The sequence below is a fragment of the Bifidobacterium reuteri DSM 23975 genome, assembly GCF_000741695.1.
Classification (GTDB): domain Bacteria; phylum Actinomycetota; class Actinomycetes; order Actinomycetales; family Bifidobacteriaceae; genus Bifidobacterium; species Bifidobacterium reuteri.
The window spans coordinates 116,274-135,144 of the sequence record NZ_JGZK01000006.1 but is presented as its reverse complement, the minus strand read 5'-3'; the positions used below and the strand labels follow the sequence as shown (position 1 = coordinate 135,144).

The following is an 18,871-nucleotide window of genomic DNA, read 5'->3' as shown; positions in this document are numbered from 1 at the left end:
ATACCTCTGTTATGTAATGAATCAACTCCCCTCGCTTCGGTTGAGGGGAGTTTTATTATGTGATTACCTGTGTTTGCAACGGAGGACACTATGAGCGAACAGTACGATATCGCTATCATCGGCGCGGGACCGGGAGGCTATTCCACAGCATTGCGAGCCGCTGAACTTGGCAAGAAGGTGGCTCTGATCGAACGGGACGCCACCGTCGGCGGCACCTGCCTCAACCGGGGATGCATACCATCCAAAGCGCTGATCACGGCCACACATACCATCGATACCGTGCATCGCGCAGCCGAGCTCGGCGTTCAAGCCACGGTCGACGGCATCGACTTCGGCAAACTGCACGATTACAGGCGGCATATCGTCGACACGATGGTGCAGGGGCTGTCGGGATTGCTGGCGCATAGAGGCATCACCGTATACCGTGGATTCGCTACGTTCTCTGCGGACGAGACCGACGCCGGCGGGCGGCATATCGTGCATATCGCTCCGGCCCCGCAACAGAACGAGGTCATCGTCTACCATAAAGCCAATGTCCCGAAGCCTGCCGGTACGGCACTGGACCTGAGCGTGACCGACATCGTGATCGCCACCGGCGCACGCCCGCGCCCCCTGCCCGGCAACCCGTTTGGCGGGGCGCTGATCGATTCCACGCAGGCATTGGAAGCCAACGAGTTCCCCTCGTCTGCGGTCATCATCGGCGCCGGCGCGGTGGCTTTGGAGTTCGCCTCCATGTGGAATGCCGCCGGATCAGACATCACTTTGCTCATCCGCAAGGATCGCGTGCTGTCAGCATGGGACCGTCGCGCCGGAGTGACGCTCACCCGCGAACTCAAGCGTCATGGCATCAAGGTCATCACCCATTCCGCCGTGACCCATGTGGACGTCGGCGTGAACCTCGGCGCCACAGTGCATTACACCATCCAAGGAGAAGACGGCGAGCACAGCGTTTGGGGCGAAGTCGCGCTGGCGGCCATCGGACGCGACCCCATCACCGATGCCTCGTGGGGCGTCGCCCTCACCGATGCCGGACTTGTCTCCACCGACGCATTCGGCCATACCGATAAACCCGGCATCTGGGCGGTGGGAGATGTCACCGAAGGCCATGCCCTGGCGCATCGCGCATTCGAACAGGGACTGGTCATCGCTGAGACGATCGCGGGACGACATGTCAAGCCGGTGGAGGAGGACACCATACCCCAGGTGGTGTTCTCCTCACCGGAAGCCGCCTGTGTGGGACTGACCCTGGACGAGGCGCAGGCCCGGGAGGATCTTGTGGAGGTCAAGGAAACCGCCTATCCCATGCTCTCGAACGCCCGCATGCTGATGCGGGGCACGGCGGGATCGATGACCATCGTCTCAGGATGCGACCAGTCGGTGCCGGATGTGCCCCGCATCCTGGGCGTGCATATTGTGTCTCCACTGGCCTCGGACCTCATCGCGGAGGCAGAACAGCTTGTCGGCAACCATATTCCGTTGAGCGAAGCCGCCCGGCTGATCCACCCCCACCCCACGTTCAGCGAGACGCTCGGCGAGGCGCTTCTCAAAGCGGACGGCCGCCCTCTGCACACGCGCTGAAACCGGACCAGCGCACCTGATACAGTTATTTGCCAGTGTGTTCGTTTGCAAAAGCATGCAGTAAAGGAAAAAGTGATGGCGGACAAGGAAGCAAAGCCCAAAAAGCAAAGCACAATCAAGCAGATCATCCAGATCTACAAGTACACGGCGAAGGAAGACAAGGCACTGCCCTGGCTTGAGGCCGGTGCTTTCCTGCTGCCGGTGATCGTGATGGTCATCATCGGATTGATCTTCAAGTGGACATGGCTCACCTGGATCTTCCTGATGATTACCGCAGTGATGCTGGGTCTGCTGCTCGCCACAATGATGCTGACCCGTCGTGCCGACGCCGTGGGATACAAGCAGATCGACGGCAAGCCGGGTGCCGCCATCAGCGTGCTGAGCAACATGAGCAAGGCAGGCTTCGACTTCCCGCAGGAACCGGTGTGGATCGATCCGAAGACCAAGGACGCCATCTGGCGCGGCACGTCGATGAACGGCATCTATCTGATCGGCGAGGGCGATTATGGCCGGGTCATGCGCGCCATGAACCGTCAGGAGCGTGATATCAAGGGCGTCACCGCCGGTTCCTCCATCCCGGTGTATCGTATCGCCGTGGGCCACGGCCCCAAGCAGGTGCCGCTGGACAAGCTGCGCAACGCCGTGACCAAGGCCAAGACGTATGAGCCCACTGACCACAAGAACCCGCTGATCGCGAAGATCCATCCCCGCCGTCGTTTCCTGCTGACCAAATCCGAGATCGCCACGCTGAACGATCGTCTGCGCACTCTGCAGCTGAAGGCCGGATATGGCGTGCCGAAGGGCATCGACCCTTACCACCCGCAGAAGGTGTCCCGTCGCGCGATGCGCGGACGCTGATCACGGTTCGACCGCCAGACGATAACGAGGAAGCCTCCTTGAATCCGGCATGGGATCCAAGGAGGCTTCCTCGTTATTCTTCTTATCGTCATACGAATTCGGAACTGTCCACGTTGCGGACTGTCTCGGCCATTGCACAAGGTCCTTCGTTTCCGATTCGTAATGATGTTTCGTTGGAATACCGCGCTTGAACGTCAATAGGCCATAGTCACGAAACATTCTCGTAACCCAAGTTTCGAGCTCGCGAAACGCACGATTTTACGATGTATATCGTTACGTTTCACACGAAAGGAGCGGTCCCGTGACCGAACTCAAGTCCAAGGAAGACGCCGAGGCCCTTATCAATAAGGAAGGCATCGAGTATGTCTCCGTTCGTTTCACCGATCTGATCGGCGTTCAGCAGCACTTCACCGTGCCGGCAAGCGAGTTCCTGAAGGACGCCTTCACCGAAGGCATGCCGTTCGATGGTTCGTCCGTCCAGGGCTTCCAGGCCATCAACGAGTCCGATATGAAGCTGGTTCCGGATATCACCACCGCCTTCGTCGACCCGTTCCGCAAGCACAAGACCCTCGACGTGGCCTTCTCCATCGTCGACCCGCTGACCGACGAGCCTTACTCCCGCGACCCCCGTCAGGTCGCCGGCAAGGCCGAGGCCTACCTCAAGTCCACCGGCATCGCCGACACCGCGTCCTTCGCCCCTGAGGCCGAGTTCTTCATCTTCGACAAGGTACGCTTCGAGAACTCCATGCAGCGTTCCTTCTACGAGGTCGACTCCATTGAGGCCCCGTGGAACTCCGGCGTGGACACCGAAGAGGACGGCACCCCGAACATCGGCTTCAAGAACCGCGTCAAGCGCGGCTACTTCCCGGTTCCCCCGATCGACCACAGCCAGGACCTGCGCGACGACATGGTCGCCAACCTGCAGAAGGTCGGCCTGATTCTCGAGCGCTCCCATCACGAGGTGGCCGGCGCGGGCCAGCAGGAGATCAACTACCGCTTCAACACCCTGCAGCACGCAGGTGATGACCTGATGAAGTACAAGTACGTGGTCCACGAGACCGCCGCTCTGGCCGGCAAGTCCGTGACCTTCATGCCGAAGCCGATCGCAGGCGACAACGGCACCGGCATGCACTGCCACCAGTCCCTGTGGAAGGACGGCAAGCCGCTGTTCTACGATGAGAAGGGTTACGCCGGCTTGTCCGATCTGGCCCGCTGGTACATCGGCGGCCTCATCAAGCACTCCTCCTCCGTGCTGGCCTTCACCAACCCGTCCCTGAACTCCTACCACCGTCTGGTTCCGGGCTTCGAGGCTCCGGTCAACCTGGTGTACTCCGCCCGCAACCGTTCCGCCGCCATCCGTATTCCGCTGGCCGGCACCTCCCCGGCTGCCAAGCGTATCGAGTTCCGCGCCCCGGATCCGTCCTGCAACCCGTTCCTGGCCTTCTCCGCTCAGCTGATGGCTGGCCTGGACGGCATCCTGAACCACATCGAGCCTCCGGAGCCGGTCGACAAGGACCTCTACGAGCTGCCTCCGGAAGAGCACGCCGGCATCAAGCAGGTGCCGAGCTCCCTGGCCGAAGCCATGGACGCCCTGGAAGAGGACCACGACTTCCTCACCGCCGGCGACGTGTTCACCGATGACCTCATCGAGACCTGGATTGGCCTCAAGCGCGACGAGATCGATCAGTCCCGCCTGACCCCGACCCCGCTCGAGTACGAGCTCTACTACCACATCTGATTGTTGGCTGTATAGCCTGACAATGAGCCGGTAGCGCAATACGGAAAGCCCAGCTGCATCATGTGGCTGGGCTTTTCCGTATTGATGCCCGATGAAGGCATTCGGTACAGGAGAACGCTATAATGCCGCGGTGGAAGAGGGGCGCATATCTCATGTCTGATCAGAAGAACAGCGGCGCGGCGGTCAAGGCCGCACTACTTGCCAATGTCGGTGTCGCCTGTGCCAAGTTCGCGGCGGCGGCGTTCACCGGATCGTCATCCATGTTCTCGGAATCCGTGCACTCGGTGGCGGATTGCGCGAATGAACTGGTGCTGATGGTGGGCGATAAGGCATCCGACCATAAATCCCGTGGCGATCACCCGTTCGGGCTTCACCGCGTGAAGTATCTCGCCAGTTTCATTGTGGCTACGCTGCTGTTCTTCGTCGGCGGCGTGTTCGCGGTCTCTCAGGCGGCGGGCAAACTAGGCGCGCTCATCGAAGGCACAGCGTCCCGTGATGCGAACTCGGTTGAACTCATCGCCGCGCTGGTGGTGGTCGGCGTCTCCGCATGTCTTGAAGGGTATGGTCTGCACACCTCCGTCCATGAGGCTCGCGGGCGTATGAAACGCGTCAAGGTGGAAGATGATTCGCTGATTGGTTTCTGGCGTCGCACCAAGTCCGCCGAATTGGCTTCGGTCATGATGGAGGATACGCTGGCCCTGATTGGTCTGGCATTCGCAGGACTTGGCATCGGACTGTCGATAGTGACCGGCGACGAACTCTATGATGCGATTGGCGGCATGCTCGTCGGTCTGGTGCTGGTCTGCGGTTCGGCTGCGCTGGCGTTCAAATCCGGCTCGCTGCTGGTGGGCGAAAGCCTTGACCCCAGCACGCGAGCAATGGTGGTCAAGGCCGTGGAGGATACCGCCGGCGTCGACCGGCTCATCAACATGCAGGCCATCCACATGGATGAGGATTCCGTGCTGCTATGCCTCAAAGTGGAGACGTCGAAGCTCGACCGTGATTTCGACGTGCAGACCGTCGACAAGATCGAGACCAACATCCGCACGGCGATGCCTTGGTATATCTGGGAAATCTACGTGGAGCCGGACATCTGGCGGGCGCAGCACTAGCGTCTTGCGTCAGAAGTTCGTTGACAAAATGACTACCCCTCAGTCGACTTCGTCGACAGCTCCCCTGACAAGGGGAGCCAGAAATACAGTAATGAGTTTCTGACGCAGAACACAAGCGTTCCTCATGAGGGCTTTGGTGATGAGTCTGACGACCCCCCCCTCAGCTACGCATCAGCTGATTGGCCAGCGAACGGAAGGTGGCACCAATGCCGTCAGCGCGCAGTGCGCCATCGGCATCCAACACCGCGGGTCGGCCGGATTCGCCGATTTCACGCACCTCGGGTTCCAGCGGCAGTTGTGCCATCAACGGCACATCGTATCCCAACGCTTCGGTGAGCTGTTCGCTGACCCGTTGACCTCCACCTTCGCCGAAAATGCGCAGCTTCTCGCCGTTGTGCTCGTAGTAGCTCATGTTCTCCACCACGCCGCGTACCTTCATCGGTACCTGCAACGCCACCAAGCCGGAACGCACGGCGATATCGGATGCGGACGGCTGCGGTGTGGTGACCACGACCAGCTCCGCGTTCGGCAGCGCCTGAGCCACGGATATCGCCATGTCACCGGTGCCGGGTGCCAGATCGAGCAACAGCACGTCCGGCTGACCCCACCACACATCAGACAGGAACTGTTCCAGCGAGCGCTGCAGACGCGGGCCTCGCCAGAGGATGGCGCGATCCGCGCCCGCGAACATGCCGATGGAAATGAGTTTGACGCCCCACGCGGTGACCGGCATCAGCATGCCGTTCAGGTTCGTCGGCTGGGTGTGCGCGCCGAACAGCCTTGGCAGCGAAAACCCGTAGATATCGGCGTCGATGGCGGCGGTGTCATAGCCCAATGCCGCGAATGTGGCGGCAAGGTTCGCCGTCACCGACGATTTGCCGACGCCTCCCTTGCCCGATGCGATGGCGAAGATGCGAGTCTTGACCCCGGGCTTGCTGAACGGGTTCTGCTTGCGTTCGGCTTTCAGGTCGGCCACCAGATCGTCGAGCTTGTCCCGGCTCATCGAAGAGACCTCGATATGAGGTGTGAGTTTGGCATCCGGATAGGAGGCCACCGCACCGTTGATCTGATTGGTGATGGTCTCTGAGAGCGGACAGCCCTCCACGGTGAGCTCCACATGCACGGTGACGTCGTAGTCGCCTTCCGCATCGTTCGCAGACGGGGTTGCGTCGATGGCCGCAATCATGCCCAAATCGGTGACCGATCGTCCTAATTCCGGGTCGATCACACGGCTAAGACGTTCGTATATCGCTGCTTCGATTGCACGGGTTTCGCTCATCAATCCTCCTTATCGCCGTCCACCAGAGTACCGTGCAATCGGCCGGCATGCTAGGGTCTTGATGTGATACTTTCACGTGGAAAGGAGCAATGATGCCTCTTATCCTGCAGATAGTGCTCAGTGAGGTGATTCTCATCGGCATCGGCGGCTTTCTGTTATGGAAGCCCGAACTTGTCTTCAAGCTTAAGCATTATCTCGATGTCAAAGGCGGGGAGCCGACCGACTTCTACACGGGCAACGTGCGGCTGCTCGGCACGATTACGCTGGCAGCCGCGATCGTGTTCCCGGTGATCATGCTCGCATTGCGCGACTGACAGGCGATGCCTCACCTCGTTCAGCACTGACCTCGCCGGTTTCCAGAAGCTGGGCGAATTGGGCTTCATTCAGCATCGGAATGCCGAGCTCCTCCGCCTTGGCTGCCTTGGAGCCGGCGTTCGCGCCGACCACCACGTAATCCGTCTTCTTGCTCACCGAACCTGCGGCCTTGCCGCCACGCTCAAGAATCGCCTCTTTGGCGGAATCGCGCGAGTAGCCCTCCAAGGAGCCGGTGACCACCACGGTCTTGCCGGCCAGCGTCTGCGGCAACGTGCTTTGTTCTGCGGCAGCCACACCGACACCTGCCGCGGTCCACGCGCGCAAGGTCTCCCCACGCCAGTCACCGGGCTCGCGGGCGGCGGCGAACCAGTTCACCACGGATTCGGCGATTTCCGGTCCCACGCCGTCGATTTGCGTCAGATCGTCCACGCTCGCGGCGGCTATGGCATCCAGCGACCCCAAAGCCGAGGCGATCAGACGTGCGGTGGGCGGGCCGAGTCGGCGAATGGACAGCGCGACCAGCACACGCCACAAATCGGCATGACGGGCCTTGTCCATCTCATCGAGCATCTTGCGGGTGTTCTCGCCCGGTCGAATGTACACCGGCACGTCGGTTTCGCCGGCGCGGGTCCGCTTATGGTCCACGCGTACGATCACGGCGTCGGCGGGTACGTCGTAATCCGGGTAGGCGGTCACCGTGATATCAGCAGCATCCGATTCCCCGCGCGCGGCCAGCTGCTTGGCGGTGAGCTTTTTCGCGGGAGTCGGCGCTGTCCAGAACGCCGGCACCTGATGCCACAGTCCCGAGCCGCCCACGCGTTTGCGGGTCTTGCGTTTCCTGCCATGATCGTCGACATGCTCCCGGACTTCGACGATAGCCGCCTCACGCCAGACGCGTATGTCCTTCAGGTCGTCGGCAGTGAGCGCGAACAATCCCGCCTCGTTCGACAGCACCGGCGTCTGTTCAGCCGGCAGTTCCAATCCCTCCACCGGCTCGTACGGTTCAGGCTCCTCGCCGGGCTTCACGACGATCTCGGTGATATTCGGCGCATACGTGTCCACGGAACCAGGGCGGTTCTCCTCCGGATTCGTCAACGCCAACGCCGACTGCTCGCCCAAATGCTCGATGTCGAAGGCTTTGCGCGACGCCAGAGAGATCACGCGTTCGGTCAGCTGCGCAGGACAGCTTTCCACATTCGGGCACCGGATATCCTTGTCACCTTCCTTGGCCGGAGCCAGTCTGGCCCCACAGGACGGGCAGTATTCCGGCATCACGAATTCACGCAGCTCCCCTTCGCGGCCCTTACGCCGCTCCAGCACCGGACCGACCAGCTCGGGAATCACATCGCCGGCCTTGCGCACCACGACGGTGTCACCGATGAGAATGCCTTTGCGCTTGACCTCATACGCATTATGCAACGTGGTGCGGGCCACAGTGGAGCCAGCGACGTATACGGGCTTCAGAACGGCGACCGGCGTAACACGGCCTGTACGCCCGACTTGCACGACGATGTCCCTCAGCTCGGTGTTCACCTCTTCGGGCGGATATTTGTAGGCGATGGCCCAACGCGGCGCACGTGACGTGGCACCCAGGGTATGCTGCAATGCCAAGTCATCGACTTTGACGACGATGCCGTCGAGCGCATGCTCGATATCGCCGCGATGCTCGCCGTAGTAGTCGATCATGTCCAGTATCTCTCGGAAGGAGGTAACTGAACGATTGTGCGGCGAGACCGGTATGCCCCACTTTTGATAGAGCTCATAGGCCTGCGACTGGTCGGCCACCACGTCATGCGTGCCGCGCGGATGATCGGGTCCCCAGGTGAGTTGTCCCAAACCATGTGCATAGAAGCTAAGACGCCGTGTGGCCGTGATACGCGGATCCTTCTGGCGCAGGGAACCGGCTGCGGCGTTGCGCGGGTTGGCGAACGGGGCGCGTCCAGCATCCTCCTGCTCGCTGTTGAGCGTATGGAAGTCATCCCAGCGCATGAACACCTCGCCACGGATCTCCACGAAGTCCGGGATGTCCTCCTTGGGCCCTCCCAGATTGGCCGGGATAGAGCCGATGGTGCGCACGTTCAGGGTGATATCCTCGCCGGTCACGCCATCGCCGCGTGTCAGCCCCTGTTCCAATACGCCGTTGCGGTAGATGAGATTCAGGGCAAGACCATCGATCTTGACCTCGCAGCTCATCGGCAACGGCTTGCCTTCAGGCCAGTCGAGGTCGCGGATCACCGAATCGTACCAGTCCCTGAGCTCTTCGATGGAGAACACGTCATCGAGGCTCATCATGCGGCTGGGATGACGCACGGAGGCAAAGTCATTGGAGAATGTTCCGCCGACGCGATGGGTGGGCGACTGCGGATTGTCCAACGCGGGGAAGCCCGCTTCGAGCCGTTCGAGCGTGCGCATGCGAGCATCATAGGCGGCATCGGAGCTGACCGGAGCATCATCGATGTAATAGGCGATCTGGTCGGCTTCCACCCATGCAGCCACACGCGCCCACAGGCGCGCCGCGGCTTCGGAGCTCAACGTGTTCACATCGAGCCGGTCGAGCCGCATCGCATCGTCATCGGTGGGCTGCAAAGCCGTAATCCACTGCTCCGAGCCAGGCGCGAAACGCGTTGCGCCCTCGTCGGGCTTCACCTCGGCGATCCCGCCATCATCGAAATCCCATGCCAACTGTTCAGTGCTCATAACCGCCTATCCTAGCCGAGCATGAGGAACCACAGCATTGTCCGCAAAGCAAGCCCGACGAAGCAATCCGAATTGATACGGAGCTTGTGGGTGGTGGGAGGCACCTCCCGACCGTAGGCTTGGCCGAACGGCCTTGAGCGTGTCGGGAAGCGTATTCCGTACCCGTCAGCGGCCAACATGCAGGACATGGGCCGCAATCCAGATACGGGGGATCCGTCAGGTGGTCAGGGAACGCAGGTATTGCGCCTGGATGACGTCGATGTCGCCGTCGCCTCCGGCATTCATGCGGGCCACCGCCACGGACAGTGTCCGTGCCGGCACGAACATGCCTTCGTCCACGCAGACACGGGCGGCGTCACGCACGATATCCCCTACTTCCACATGCGGCCAGACCGGCAGATCATGCGATGCGAGCACATAGGACGCTTCATCCACCGATTCGGGCACGTTGATGCATTGCGAATCGGCACGTGCCACAAGCTCCTGCAGTTCGCCTTCCAGACTGCTGATGGCGCCCGGAGCGATGTGATCGCTGAGGATATAGGCCGCAGCCGCCGTTTCGAAATGGTCCAGCATCCACTCGCAATAGGCGAATCGATAGTAGGCGAACGCGGCATCATCACGATCCAGGGCCACGCGGAGTGCATTGAGGCAGGCTGCGCGGGCAGAATCCCAATCCTCGCTACGCGCCAATTGTATGGCGAGCTTGAGATGGGAGAGCGGATATGCGGGAGCGTAGGCGACCATGCGGTTAAGATGCGGTATGGCGGCTTTGGCACCCTTGATCTGACTGAGCACGTCGGCCAATTCCATATGCGCATAGAACAGGTTGTCCGGAATCAGCATGGTTCGCTCATCCCGTGTGGCGAACAGCCGGTTGTACACCACGCGTTCGGCATAGGAGTTGAAATACCGCGGCACACCTGCGCCGGAAGCGAAGAGCTGATCCATACGGGTCACGGCCGCCTCCGAAGTCTCAATGGCCTGATCGGCCTGACCGGAGAACAGCAAATCCCGGGCGTGAAGACGCGCCTTGTCGAGTTCATCGGCGAGCGTGAACGTCAGATCCGGGGTGTCTCGTCCGTCGATCAGCGCGCTGGTCACCTCGGAGGACCGTCCGGTCAGTTCCGGATCGCATATGCTCTCGATGAGACCCACGGCACGCTGCGCCTTGCCGACGGAATCCAGTTCCCGGTTCTGAGCCAACGCATGGAATTCGTTCACCGCGCGCTGCAGCATGTCCACACGTTGGATCGCCAGACCATCGCTGCTGGCCGCGCCAAGCACCTGGGCCACAGCGGGGTCGAAAACCCGTTCGGTTAGTTCGGGCTCCTCTTGGGAGCCGCGCGGCGAAAAACGCCTGTCGGCAAGGTCAAAGTCCGCATTGATGGGCTTCAGACCGCCTTCGCCATCCACGTCCATCACAGCGCCGAACATGCGATAGGTGTCCTGCGGATGGTCGAGACCATCCGTGTGGAGACGCCGCAGGAACGCGTCGCGGCTCAATGTGACGGTGACCATGTTGCGCACGGTGGGATTCCTGCGCAGGACGTTCATCGGGTCATCGGCCATATCGGCGTCGTCATCGGCATTCCCGCCATCGTCGGCCCCCAAGCCGAAGGACATATCGTCGATCTCGACACCCCGCATCAGGTCCTCGAACTGGGAGTCGATGGATTGTCCATCGGACTGGTGCTGTCCCTCGTCCTGACCATCAGCGGCATCGCCCTCATGCGCATCATGTCCGAAGGACTCCTCATGGGCGATGGGTCGCGTCGGGTCACCGTGGAAATCACCGTCTTTGGGGTCCGCCTTGGAACCGGAACGACCCAGGTCACCGCTGCGCAGATGCTCGAATGCGCGCAACGCCTCGCTCATCATCTGTTCGATGGCGCTGTCCTGCTCGGTGATGGCCTCTTCCAATCCGATGGAGTCGATGTGCAACGACACCTGTTTGACCGCCGGGCTGACGCCAAAGCTCAGTGCCGCCATCATCAGGCCGACGCGCAGATTGTAGGCCACGCTCATCGCGGCGCGCTCGGTACTGGACAAGGTGCGCCAGGCATGGCTGATCTCGTCATAACGGCTGTTGGGCATCATCGACGTGCCGGCCGTGGTAAAGCCGATGGCCACCTCGCCTGATTCCAGACATGAGCGGAATTCCACATCAAAGCGGTAGGGCAGGCGCAGCCGACGCAGCAGCGTGGCCATTGCCTGGCGATACACCCATTCGCTGGGCTTGCCGGCATACCCATGTGCGTCCTGTCGACCATCCGAGGCGATTCTGGGATCGGGGAATTGCTCGCGGATTCTCCGGGCGGTGTGGCCGGCGATATCCACCAGCTTGAGCACGGCTTGACGTTCGTCGGTGCCTTCGAACGGATCGAGAGCCATGATCGCTGAATTCTCGATGAGCTTCATATCGATCTGCGCCGCCTCCGCTCGGGTCACCGTATCCTCGGTGAGTGTGCGCCCTAGCGAGGAATTGCGCTCCAACCATGCACTGACGGCGGCGAAACGATTCAGATTGCCTTCGATCTTCAACGCCTTCAATGCCTGTGCGAATGCGAGAGACTTGTCCCAGGTGAAGAAGTAACTGTTCGAATAGCTGGACGTATACAGGTGCAAGGCTTCGGCGCCATGCACGGCTTCAAGCCCCTCAAGCTTGTCCAATGCTCCGGCCTCGCGCATCAGATCGGCGAAGTGATCCTCCAATCCGGAGGCTCTCATGCCGTGGGCGCGCGCAGCCAGCGTATCACGCACGGAGCGCCGGATGGCGCCAATCGGCGCCTCACGGTTCAGACGGCGGAAGATGTTGCCGGATCCGAAGCCAATCAGCAGTCCGTTGATCTGCGGCAGCATATATGCGGCGAAGAACGCGATGGCCACCGCATCGCGGTATTCGAGATCATGACGCATCTCAGACGGCAGATTGGCTCGCATCTGTTCCAGCGTGTACCGATTATCGGTTTTCAGCCAGGATGCCAGCCAGGTCATGCGTCCGGTATCGTCCCTGCCTATGACGCCGCCCGCCACGGCCTTCACCGGTTTCCCGTTCCTGCGGCGCAGCGCCCGCTCGAGCGCGCGCATACCGTCCATCGCTCCGCGTTGCGCGTTCTCATCCAAGCCCAGACGTTCCCCGTCCGGCAGCGTGACGTTCTTCTCCTTGCCGAACATGAACCGCGGTTGCATGTCCTGCACATCCATGTCGGGGTCGGAACCCACGAATACACGGCCGTGCGTATCGGCGAACGCCACCTGGGCGAAATGATCACGGTCGGGGAAAATACCCAGTGAGAAGCCCCGTCCTCGCGTGGAAGGCAGCTGCGCCCATCCCAGCACCAGATGTTCCGGCACATTCTCCAAGGCAGGGAACGTGTGGCGCTTGACCACCGGGGAAATCGTGACCGCATGGCGAATCAGCTCATCGATGACGCTGCCTTCACGCTCGCTGTTTTCCCGCAGTGCGTCACCGAATGGATTCGTTCCGGCCTTCTTCGGCTTTGCCAGGCCCAAATCGGCGGCGAACGCATTCATCGAATCCATGATTTCCCCCAGCAGGGACTTGCGCGACTGGTTCCTGTGATTCGACATACGATTTGGCATGATTCTCATTCTCTCCTGTTTGCCCGACATAAAGCTTATAGAATAATGGCGTGCATTCCATGGACCTTTCCTCAGCAGCCAGCCCCACGACGCACCATTCGCAGCCGTCGCATATCGCGTCAAGGCTTCGCCGCATCCTGCTTCCCATCATGGCGGTGGCCATGGTGATGCTCGCCTTGGAGTGCATAGTGTTCAATATGCCGTTCTGGCGCACGCTTGGCGCAAGCACCGACACCAACGCCGTGCATAACGCGCTCGGCAGCGGCTTGACCCGAAGCAGCGACGGCATGCTGACTGTGACCGATCCCACCAACGCCTATCTGGAATTGACTGCGGACGGCACGTCGGATTTCCTCCGCATCGATACGGTCGATGCGGCCACCATCAGCTCCGTACGGGACAAGACCCTCAGGCAATCCCATTCCCAGGGGGATACGGAACTCGCCATGCCCTCCTCCACCGTGCATGTTCGCGTGGATATCGGTGATACGACCGGACGCATGCAGTCGATCAGCCCGAGCTCCACACGCAGCCATTATGTCAAGGCAGTCGGCGCGGGCCTGGTCCGTGTCTGGATCCAAGAGGAGCGCGGCGCCGTGATACCGGTGAGCGATGCGCGTGCGAACGTGAAAGTGCCGTTTGCCTTCAACTGGATACGTGTCGGAGTGATGGCACTGCTGTCGGCTCTGGTGGCGCTGTGGAGGCCGGGGTCGAGGCTGTGGCGCATCGAACTGAATCCCGCCAGTGTTCGACAGCGTCTGGCATTCGCAGCGGTGATGGCTATTCCGGCGATCGCTCTAGGCTGGTCGATCATTGCGCAGATCATCTACGCTTCGCCAATGGTGTTCCATACCGCAGGCGGATACACCTACGATTATGACCAGTACGCGCATGTGGCGGATTCCCTGATTGCCGGCCGTCCATGGCTGGATCTAGACGTGCCCAGCGAACTTGCGCAGGCCGAGCAGCCGTATGATGTGCCGACCCGTCTCAAACTGCTGAGCGACGGAGTCAGCCCGATCTACTGGGATTATGCGTTCCATGACGGACACTGGTATTCCTACTTCGGTGTGGTTCCGGCTGCAGTGCTGTTCGCCCCGTATCGCCTCATTACCGGGCGAATGCTGTCCACCGGAGCCGCCGAACAGTTCCTGATGCTGCTGTTCATCATCTTCTTCTCGATGCTGATGATCCGCACGATTCACCGTGTGATGCCGCGAACCTCTCTGGCTGCGGCATCACTGACCACGGTCTCCGGTCTGCTGGGAGCACAGACGGGATATCTGGTGTACCGCACGAATTTCTATCAGGTGCCGTTCGCCGCATCACTGGCATTGACATCGCTCGGACTATGGTTCTGGCTCGGTGCCGAGACTTCCGCACGGCCGGTGCTGTCCGTCGACCGCTGGCGTGCCGGTGACACGGCGCCGCTGTCGTTGCCGCGACTGGCTGCCGGAGCCTTGTGCATTGCCGCGAACTTCGGCTGCCGTCCGACGTTCACCCTTGCCGCGCTACTGGCGTTCCCGCTGTTCTGGCCGCAGATCCGGGCCGTGATCGGCGAGCTGCGGCACCATCGCATCAGTGTGGCCAAGGCGTTGCGCGCTCCCCTTGCCATGCTGGTTCCCGCCATTGCGGTCGTGGCCCCTCTTATGGCGTGGAACCATGCGAGGTTCGGCTCATTGTTCAACTTCGGCAACGCGTATCAGTTCACCGTGTCCGATATGACGCGGTACACCACGCCCATGGCGGACATGCCATCGTCCATATGGTATTACCTGTTCCTGCCCTTGCGATTCGTTCCGCAGTTCCCCTGGCTTGCCATCTCCCCCGCTCCCATGCCCGTGTGGGGATACTACGAGGTGATGGTCGGCGCGTTGTTCACCGCCACGCCTGTGATGCTGCTCGCCGTATTGCTGCCATATATGAACAATCTCGAGATGCATGGTCTGCGGCCCTGGCTCATCGGCTGCCCGATGCTGGCTTGCGGACTTATCGTGTTCGACGCCTATGTCGGCGGTCTTGGTTGGCGTTACAGCGCCGATTTCGGCTGGCTGTTCGCGTTGGCCTCGATACCTGCGACGTTATGGCTGGTCAATGGCAGGGAGCCCAGCCACTCCTTGGCGGGGGCGAACGACGCCGCTTCGGGCGACGGCATCGCCCATGTGACGCCTTGGCGTTGGCTGATGCGCTGGACTGTATTGCTGTTGACACTGTTCACGCTGTCCATCGCAGTGCTCAGCTGTTTCGTACTGGCACGCGATGATGCGCTGATCAACAACAATCCGACGGTGTGGCACGACGTGGCCTCATGGTTCTCCCTGCTGTGACCCATTGCCCTGCGGCCAGCCGGCACACCGGACGCCTACTCCTGCTGTTTGGCGGCCTCGTACTTGCCCCGAATCAGATGCTCATAGAAGGCCACCGCATCGTTCGGCGTGCCGTCGAACACAATACTGTGATCGTCCACGACGAGTACGCGGTCGATCGCGTATTCGGGCCGGCGAATCATATCGGTGTCATGTGTGGCGAACACCACCTGCTTGTCATAGCTGAACAGCGCCTTGGCCACATGCGCGGTGCCGACTTCATCCAGCCCTTTGCTGGGCTCGTCCGCCACGATGGCACTGGGCTCGAAGCTCAATGCGGCGGCTATGGCCAGCAGATGGCGCTTCAGGGAATCGAGCTCGCTGGCCTTCGCCCGCGAGACCTGCGCCAGATCGAAATGGGCGAACAGATTGCCGATGCGCGCCTGCCGCTCCCCTTCGGGGATCTTGTGCTTCTTCAAAGCCTCCGATACCGCTTCGGCGATGTTCTTCGCACGGTAGAAGCTGTTCGGGATCTCCTCGCGGCGAACGATGCCGACCAGATCGTTGATGCGTTTGTCGTCTTTCTTCGACGTCGGATCAAGCCGCTCCTCGCCACCCTCGATCACGACGGCACCGGCCGTCGCCTTCAATGACCCATCGAGCAATCCCAGCAACGTGGATTTGCCGGCGCCATTGAGACCGATGACCGCCACGCGCCGCTCGCTGATGGTCAGCGTGGTAGGACCAAGCCCCAGCTGCCCGTCATCGTACGTATGAGCTGCGCCTTCAAGACGAAACGTCAATGATTGCGGACGCGGCAGTTCCTTGGACTTGAACAATGAGAATCCCATAGCACTTATTGTAATCCCCGCTCATCACCGGCAGCCGAAGCCGCCATACGACACCGCCCTCGAATGGTGTCCAGTGTCAGGTGTCCGGCGTCGCCGCATGATTCACTCCATGAAGCGTGCGGTGACGTCAAGTACCGCACGCACGTTGCGCTCGAATTCCGCGGGCTCAGGAAGCAGCGATATCGCCAGATACCCGTTGGACGTCATATCGAAGAAGTAGCCGGGCTGGCCGGTGATACGGCAGTCGGCGATGAGACGCAGCACCAATTCGTTTTCGTCGATGACCGAAGGCACACGCAGCAGCACATTCCATCCGCCTTCCGCACGAAGGACGTTCACCAGGCCATTCGGGTCGGCTTTCAGCATCTCATGCAGCCGGGCGAGATTGCCCCGCACCCGTTCGCGCACGCGCCCGGTCTGGACCGGCGCGGCCTCAAGCAGTGCCGGGATGCGTTCGGCGATGATATCGCTCATGGGCAGATAATCATCGGCGATGACATCCAGACGACGCTTCGCCTGTTCCACATCATCCTTGGGGCCGGATACCTGAATCCAGCCGACCTTGGCGTGGGGGGCGGCGAGCATCTTCGAGAATCCGTCCAGCGCGAACGTCAGCACACCTGACTCTCCCGCCAGCCGCGCGTTACCTGCGAACGGCTCAAGGCTGTAATCGAAGAACACCTCGTCGGCGATCAGCGCCACGCCATGTTTCACGCACAGTTTCACAATCTGCCGGCGCTCGTCCGGTTTGATGTACGAACCTGAGGGGTTGTTCGGATTGATCAACACCAGCGCTCGAATCCGGCTGCCGTGTTCACCGTCAAGCAATTCGGCGAGGGATGCGGTGTCCAGGAACCAGGAACCGTCGAACTGCAGCTGGTATTCGACCGTTTCCACCCCTTCAAGCCGGGCGATGGATTCGATGAGCGGATACCCGGGCTTGGGGGCGAGCACCGCGTCGCCGGGATCGCACAGCAGTTTGATCAGCCAGGAATACGCCTCGGATGTGGAACTCAGAATGTACAGGTCGTCTGCATCGACCCTCGGATAGCCCATATGGGCCTCATGCGACGCGGCATCCTCGGCATTGCGATCCGATAGGAACGCCGCCAAAGCCGTGCGCGCGGATTTCGGACCGCGCGGCTCAGCGGTGTACACGCTCGGCACCAGTGCCGGCGCCAACCCATGCCGCGTGGGATTGGAGTCATTGAGCTTGCCCAGCGTGACGCCGTCCGCCTTGGCCTTGGCTTCGGCCAACGCAATCGGATTCGGGTCACTGACATTCACGCGGGAGGAGAAATGCACGGTCATGCCTCTCCACCATAGAGCCTGGTATAGAATCCGGCCTGACCGTGCCACGCAAATGCATTCCCGGCGATTCTGCATTTGCGTGGCATGCGTGATTGCCACGCCAGCGCATTTTCAGCGATTTCGCACTCGTGTGGCACAACGTACATCACACAATCGGCGGAATTCCGCCATTCATATCATTCAGGGTGTTCAGTCACCTGCCACGCAAATGCAATTCAGACGAATCTGCATTTGCGTGGCACGTGGCAGTACGACTTACGCCTGCTTGGTGCTGGCGTAATAGGCTGCGCCGACGATGCCGGCCTGATTGCACAGCTTGGCGGGCACGATCGGCGTCTTGATGTCCACGTAGGGCAGGAACTTCTCGCTGACGCGGCTCACGCCGCCGCCCACAGTGAACAGATCGGGATTGAAGTACTTCTCCATGAGACCGTAGTACTTGGTCAGTCTCTTGGCCCACTTCTTGTAACCCAGATCCTCGTTCTCGCGTATTGCGGAGGAAGCGTACTTCTCGGCATCCAAATGCTTGGCGCTCAGGATGATGTGTCCCAGCTCGGTGTTCGGGATCAGCTGACCGTTGTAGATCAGCGCGGTGCCGATGCCGGTGCCCAATGTGGTCGCGATGACCAGTCCTTCCTGACCTTTTGCGGCACCGTACTGCACCTCGGCAAGACCGGCGGCGTCAGCGTCGTTCACCACGACGACTGGACGTCCGCAGGCCTCGGAGAAGACCTCGGTGACGTCCACGCCAATCCAAGACTGGTCGAGATTGGCCATGAAGTCGAGCTTCTTGCCGGGCTTGATCGGGGCCGGGAAGGCGATGCCGACCGGTGCGGATGCCGGCACCTCGAAGTGGTCGAGCTGCTGCTTGACGATGGCTGCAACGGCCTGCGGAGTGGACACCTCGGGGGTGAGGATCTTCAGACGCGGCTCGGCGAAATCGCCTTTGACCAGATCCACCGGGGCGGCCTTGATACCGGAACCGCCAATGTCAACGCCAAACGCCTGTGCGGTTTCAATCATCGTTGACTTTCCTTTCCTGATACGTCGAATGGTTCGCCCTTAGTCTATCGCGCGCCTGAGCGCAAAGCCAAAGATCACGACCAGCTTTGCCTGACGTGCCGACGGATACGTGGTCAGTCGGCACCCCGAATCCGTGGACGCATGATGCACCCGGCGCTTCTGAGACACGACACGACGTGTCTCAGGCGTTGCGCACC

General features: G+C 61.0%; 12 protein-coding genes. 6 read left to right on the top strand and 6 right to left on the bottom strand.

The features are described from left to right. The first annotated feature begins 90 nt into the window (after positions 1-90). The 4 genes from BREU_RS07200 (at position 91) to BREU_RS07185 (ending at position 5,286) form a co-directional block, all read left to right on the top strand. On the top strand, positions 91-1,578 hold the full coding sequence (locus BREU_RS07200) for a dihydrolipoyl dehydrogenase family protein (protein ID WP_044088610.1): 1,488 nt from the start codon (positions 91-93) through the stop codon (positions 1,576-1,578). Between the two features lie 75 nt (positions 1,579-1,653). Continuing rightward, positions 1,654-2,436 carry a DUF4191 domain-containing protein gene (locus BREU_RS07195; protein ID WP_044088611.1) on the top strand — a complete coding sequence of 261 codons (783 nt, stop codon included), beginning with the start codon at positions 1,654-1,656 and terminating at the stop codon, positions 2,434-2,436. A 301-nt stretch (positions 2,437-2,737) separates the two neighbouring features. Next, the gene (glnA, locus tag BREU_RS07190; protein WP_044088612.1) at positions 2,738-4,174 is read left to right on the top strand and encodes a type I glutamate--ammonia ligase; all 1,437 of its coding nucleotides are present in this window, start codon (positions 2,738-2,740) and stop codon (positions 4,172-4,174) included. A gap of 122 nt (positions 4,175-4,296) precedes the next feature. Continuing rightward, the gene (locus tag BREU_RS07185) at positions 4,297-5,286 is read left to right on the top strand and encodes a cation diffusion facilitator family transporter (RefSeq protein ID WP_044088613.1); all 990 of its coding nucleotides are present in this window, start codon (positions 4,297-4,299) and stop codon (positions 5,284-5,286) included. Between the two features lie 160 nt (positions 5,287-5,446). Here the strand turns inward: BREU_RS07185 and BREU_RS07180 are convergent, their stop codons facing one another. Next, a complete protein-coding gene (locus BREU_RS07180; protein ID WP_044088615.1) occupies positions 5,447-6,565 on the bottom strand; it encodes an Mrp/NBP35 family ATP-binding protein in 1,119 nt (372 codons plus the stop codon). An 89-nt stretch (positions 6,566-6,654) separates the two neighbouring features. Here BREU_RS07180 and BREU_RS07175 point away from each other — a divergent pair, with 89 nt between their 5' ends. After that, complete coding sequence (locus BREU_RS07175) at positions 6,655-6,879, top strand: DUF6199 family natural product biosynthesis protein (RefSeq protein WP_044088617.1); 225 nt, start codon at positions 6,655-6,657, stop codon at positions 6,877-6,879. Here BREU_RS07175 and ligA read toward each other — a convergent pair. After that, positions 6,857-9,577, bottom strand: a complete 2,721-nt coding sequence (gene ligA / locus BREU_RS07170; protein ID WP_044088618.1) for an NAD-dependent DNA ligase LigA — start codon at positions 9,575-9,577, stop codon at positions 6,857-6,859. The genes BREU_RS07175 and ligA overlap by 23 nt on opposite strands. Positions 9,578-9,793: 216 nt before the next feature. Beyond that, positions 9,794-13,114 (bottom strand): tetratricopeptide repeat protein, encoded by a 3,321-nt coding sequence (locus BREU_RS07165; RefSeq protein WP_044088727.1) that lies wholly within the window; start codon positions 13,112-13,114, stop codon positions 9,794-9,796. 218 nt (positions 13,115-13,332) lie between these two features. On the opposite strand from BREU_RS07165, the gene BREU_RS07160 reads away from it, so the two are divergent. Then, complete coding sequence (locus tag BREU_RS07160) at positions 13,333-15,510, top strand: hypothetical protein (protein ID WP_140462550.1); 2,178 nt, start codon at positions 13,333-13,335, stop codon at positions 15,508-15,510. Between the two features lie 35 nt (positions 15,511-15,545). Here the strand turns inward: BREU_RS07160 and BREU_RS07155 are convergent, their stop codons facing one another. From BREU_RS07155 to ppgK, 3 genes are all read right to left on the bottom strand, one after another. Next, positions 15,546-16,340 (bottom strand): ATP-binding cassette domain-containing protein, encoded by a 795-nt coding sequence (locus BREU_RS07155; protein ID WP_044088620.1) that lies wholly within the window; start codon positions 16,338-16,340, stop codon positions 15,546-15,548. A 102-nt stretch (positions 16,341-16,442) separates the two neighbouring features. Then, positions 16,443-17,651, bottom strand: a complete 1,209-nt coding sequence (locus BREU_RS07150; protein WP_044088621.1) for a pyridoxal phosphate-dependent aminotransferase — start codon at positions 17,649-17,651, stop codon at positions 16,443-16,445. A gap of 255 nt (positions 17,652-17,906) precedes the next feature. Then, positions 17,907-18,674 carry a polyphosphate--glucose phosphotransferase gene (gene ppgK / locus BREU_RS07145; protein WP_044088623.1) on the bottom strand — a complete coding sequence of 256 codons (768 nt, stop codon included), beginning with the start codon at positions 18,672-18,674 and terminating at the stop codon, positions 17,907-17,909. Positions 18,675-18,871 lie beyond the last annotated feature (197 nt).

Excerpts from the sequence above, each read along its gene's own strand:
- BREU_RS07200 (WP_044088610.1), top strand. The coding sequence starts at position 91 with ATGAGCGAACAGTACGATATCGCTATCATCGGCGCGGGACCGGGAGGC.
- BREU_RS07195 (WP_044088611.1), top strand. The coding sequence starts at position 1,654 with ATGGCGGACAAGGAAGCAAAGCCCAAAAAGCAAAGCACAATCAAGCAG.
- BREU_RS07185 (WP_044088613.1), top strand. The coding sequence starts at position 4,297 with ATGCCGCGGTGGAAGAGGGGCGCATATCTCATGTCTGATCAGAAGAAC.
- BREU_RS07180 (WP_044088615.1), bottom strand. The coding sequence starts at position 6,565 with ATGAGCGAAACCCGTGCAATCGAAGCAGCGATATACGAACGTCTTAGC.
- BREU_RS07175 (WP_044088617.1), top strand. The coding sequence starts at position 6,655 with ATGATGCCTCTTATCCTGCAGATAGTGCTCAGTGAGGTGATTCTCATC.
- ligA (WP_044088618.1), bottom strand. The coding sequence starts at position 9,577 with ATGAGCACTGAACAGTTGGCATGGGATTTCGATGATGGCGGGATCGCC.
- BREU_RS07165 (WP_044088727.1), bottom strand. The coding sequence starts at position 13,114 with ATGAATGCGTTCGCCGCCGATTTGGGCCTGGCAAAGCCGAAGAAGGCC.
- BREU_RS07160 (WP_140462550.1), top strand. The coding sequence starts at position 13,333 with ATGGCGGTGGCCATGGTGATGCTCGCCTTGGAGTGCATAGTGTTCAAT.
- BREU_RS07155 (WP_044088620.1), bottom strand. The coding sequence starts at position 16,340 with ATGGGATTCTCATTGTTCAAGTCCAAGGAACTGCCGCGTCCGCAATCA.
- BREU_RS07150 (WP_044088621.1), bottom strand. The coding sequence starts at position 17,651 with ATGACCGTGCATTTCTCCTCCCGCGTGAATGTCAGTGACCCGAATCCG.
- ppgK (WP_044088623.1), bottom strand. The coding sequence starts at position 18,674 with ATGATTGAAACCGCACAGGCGTTTGGCGTTGACATTGGCGGTTCCGGT.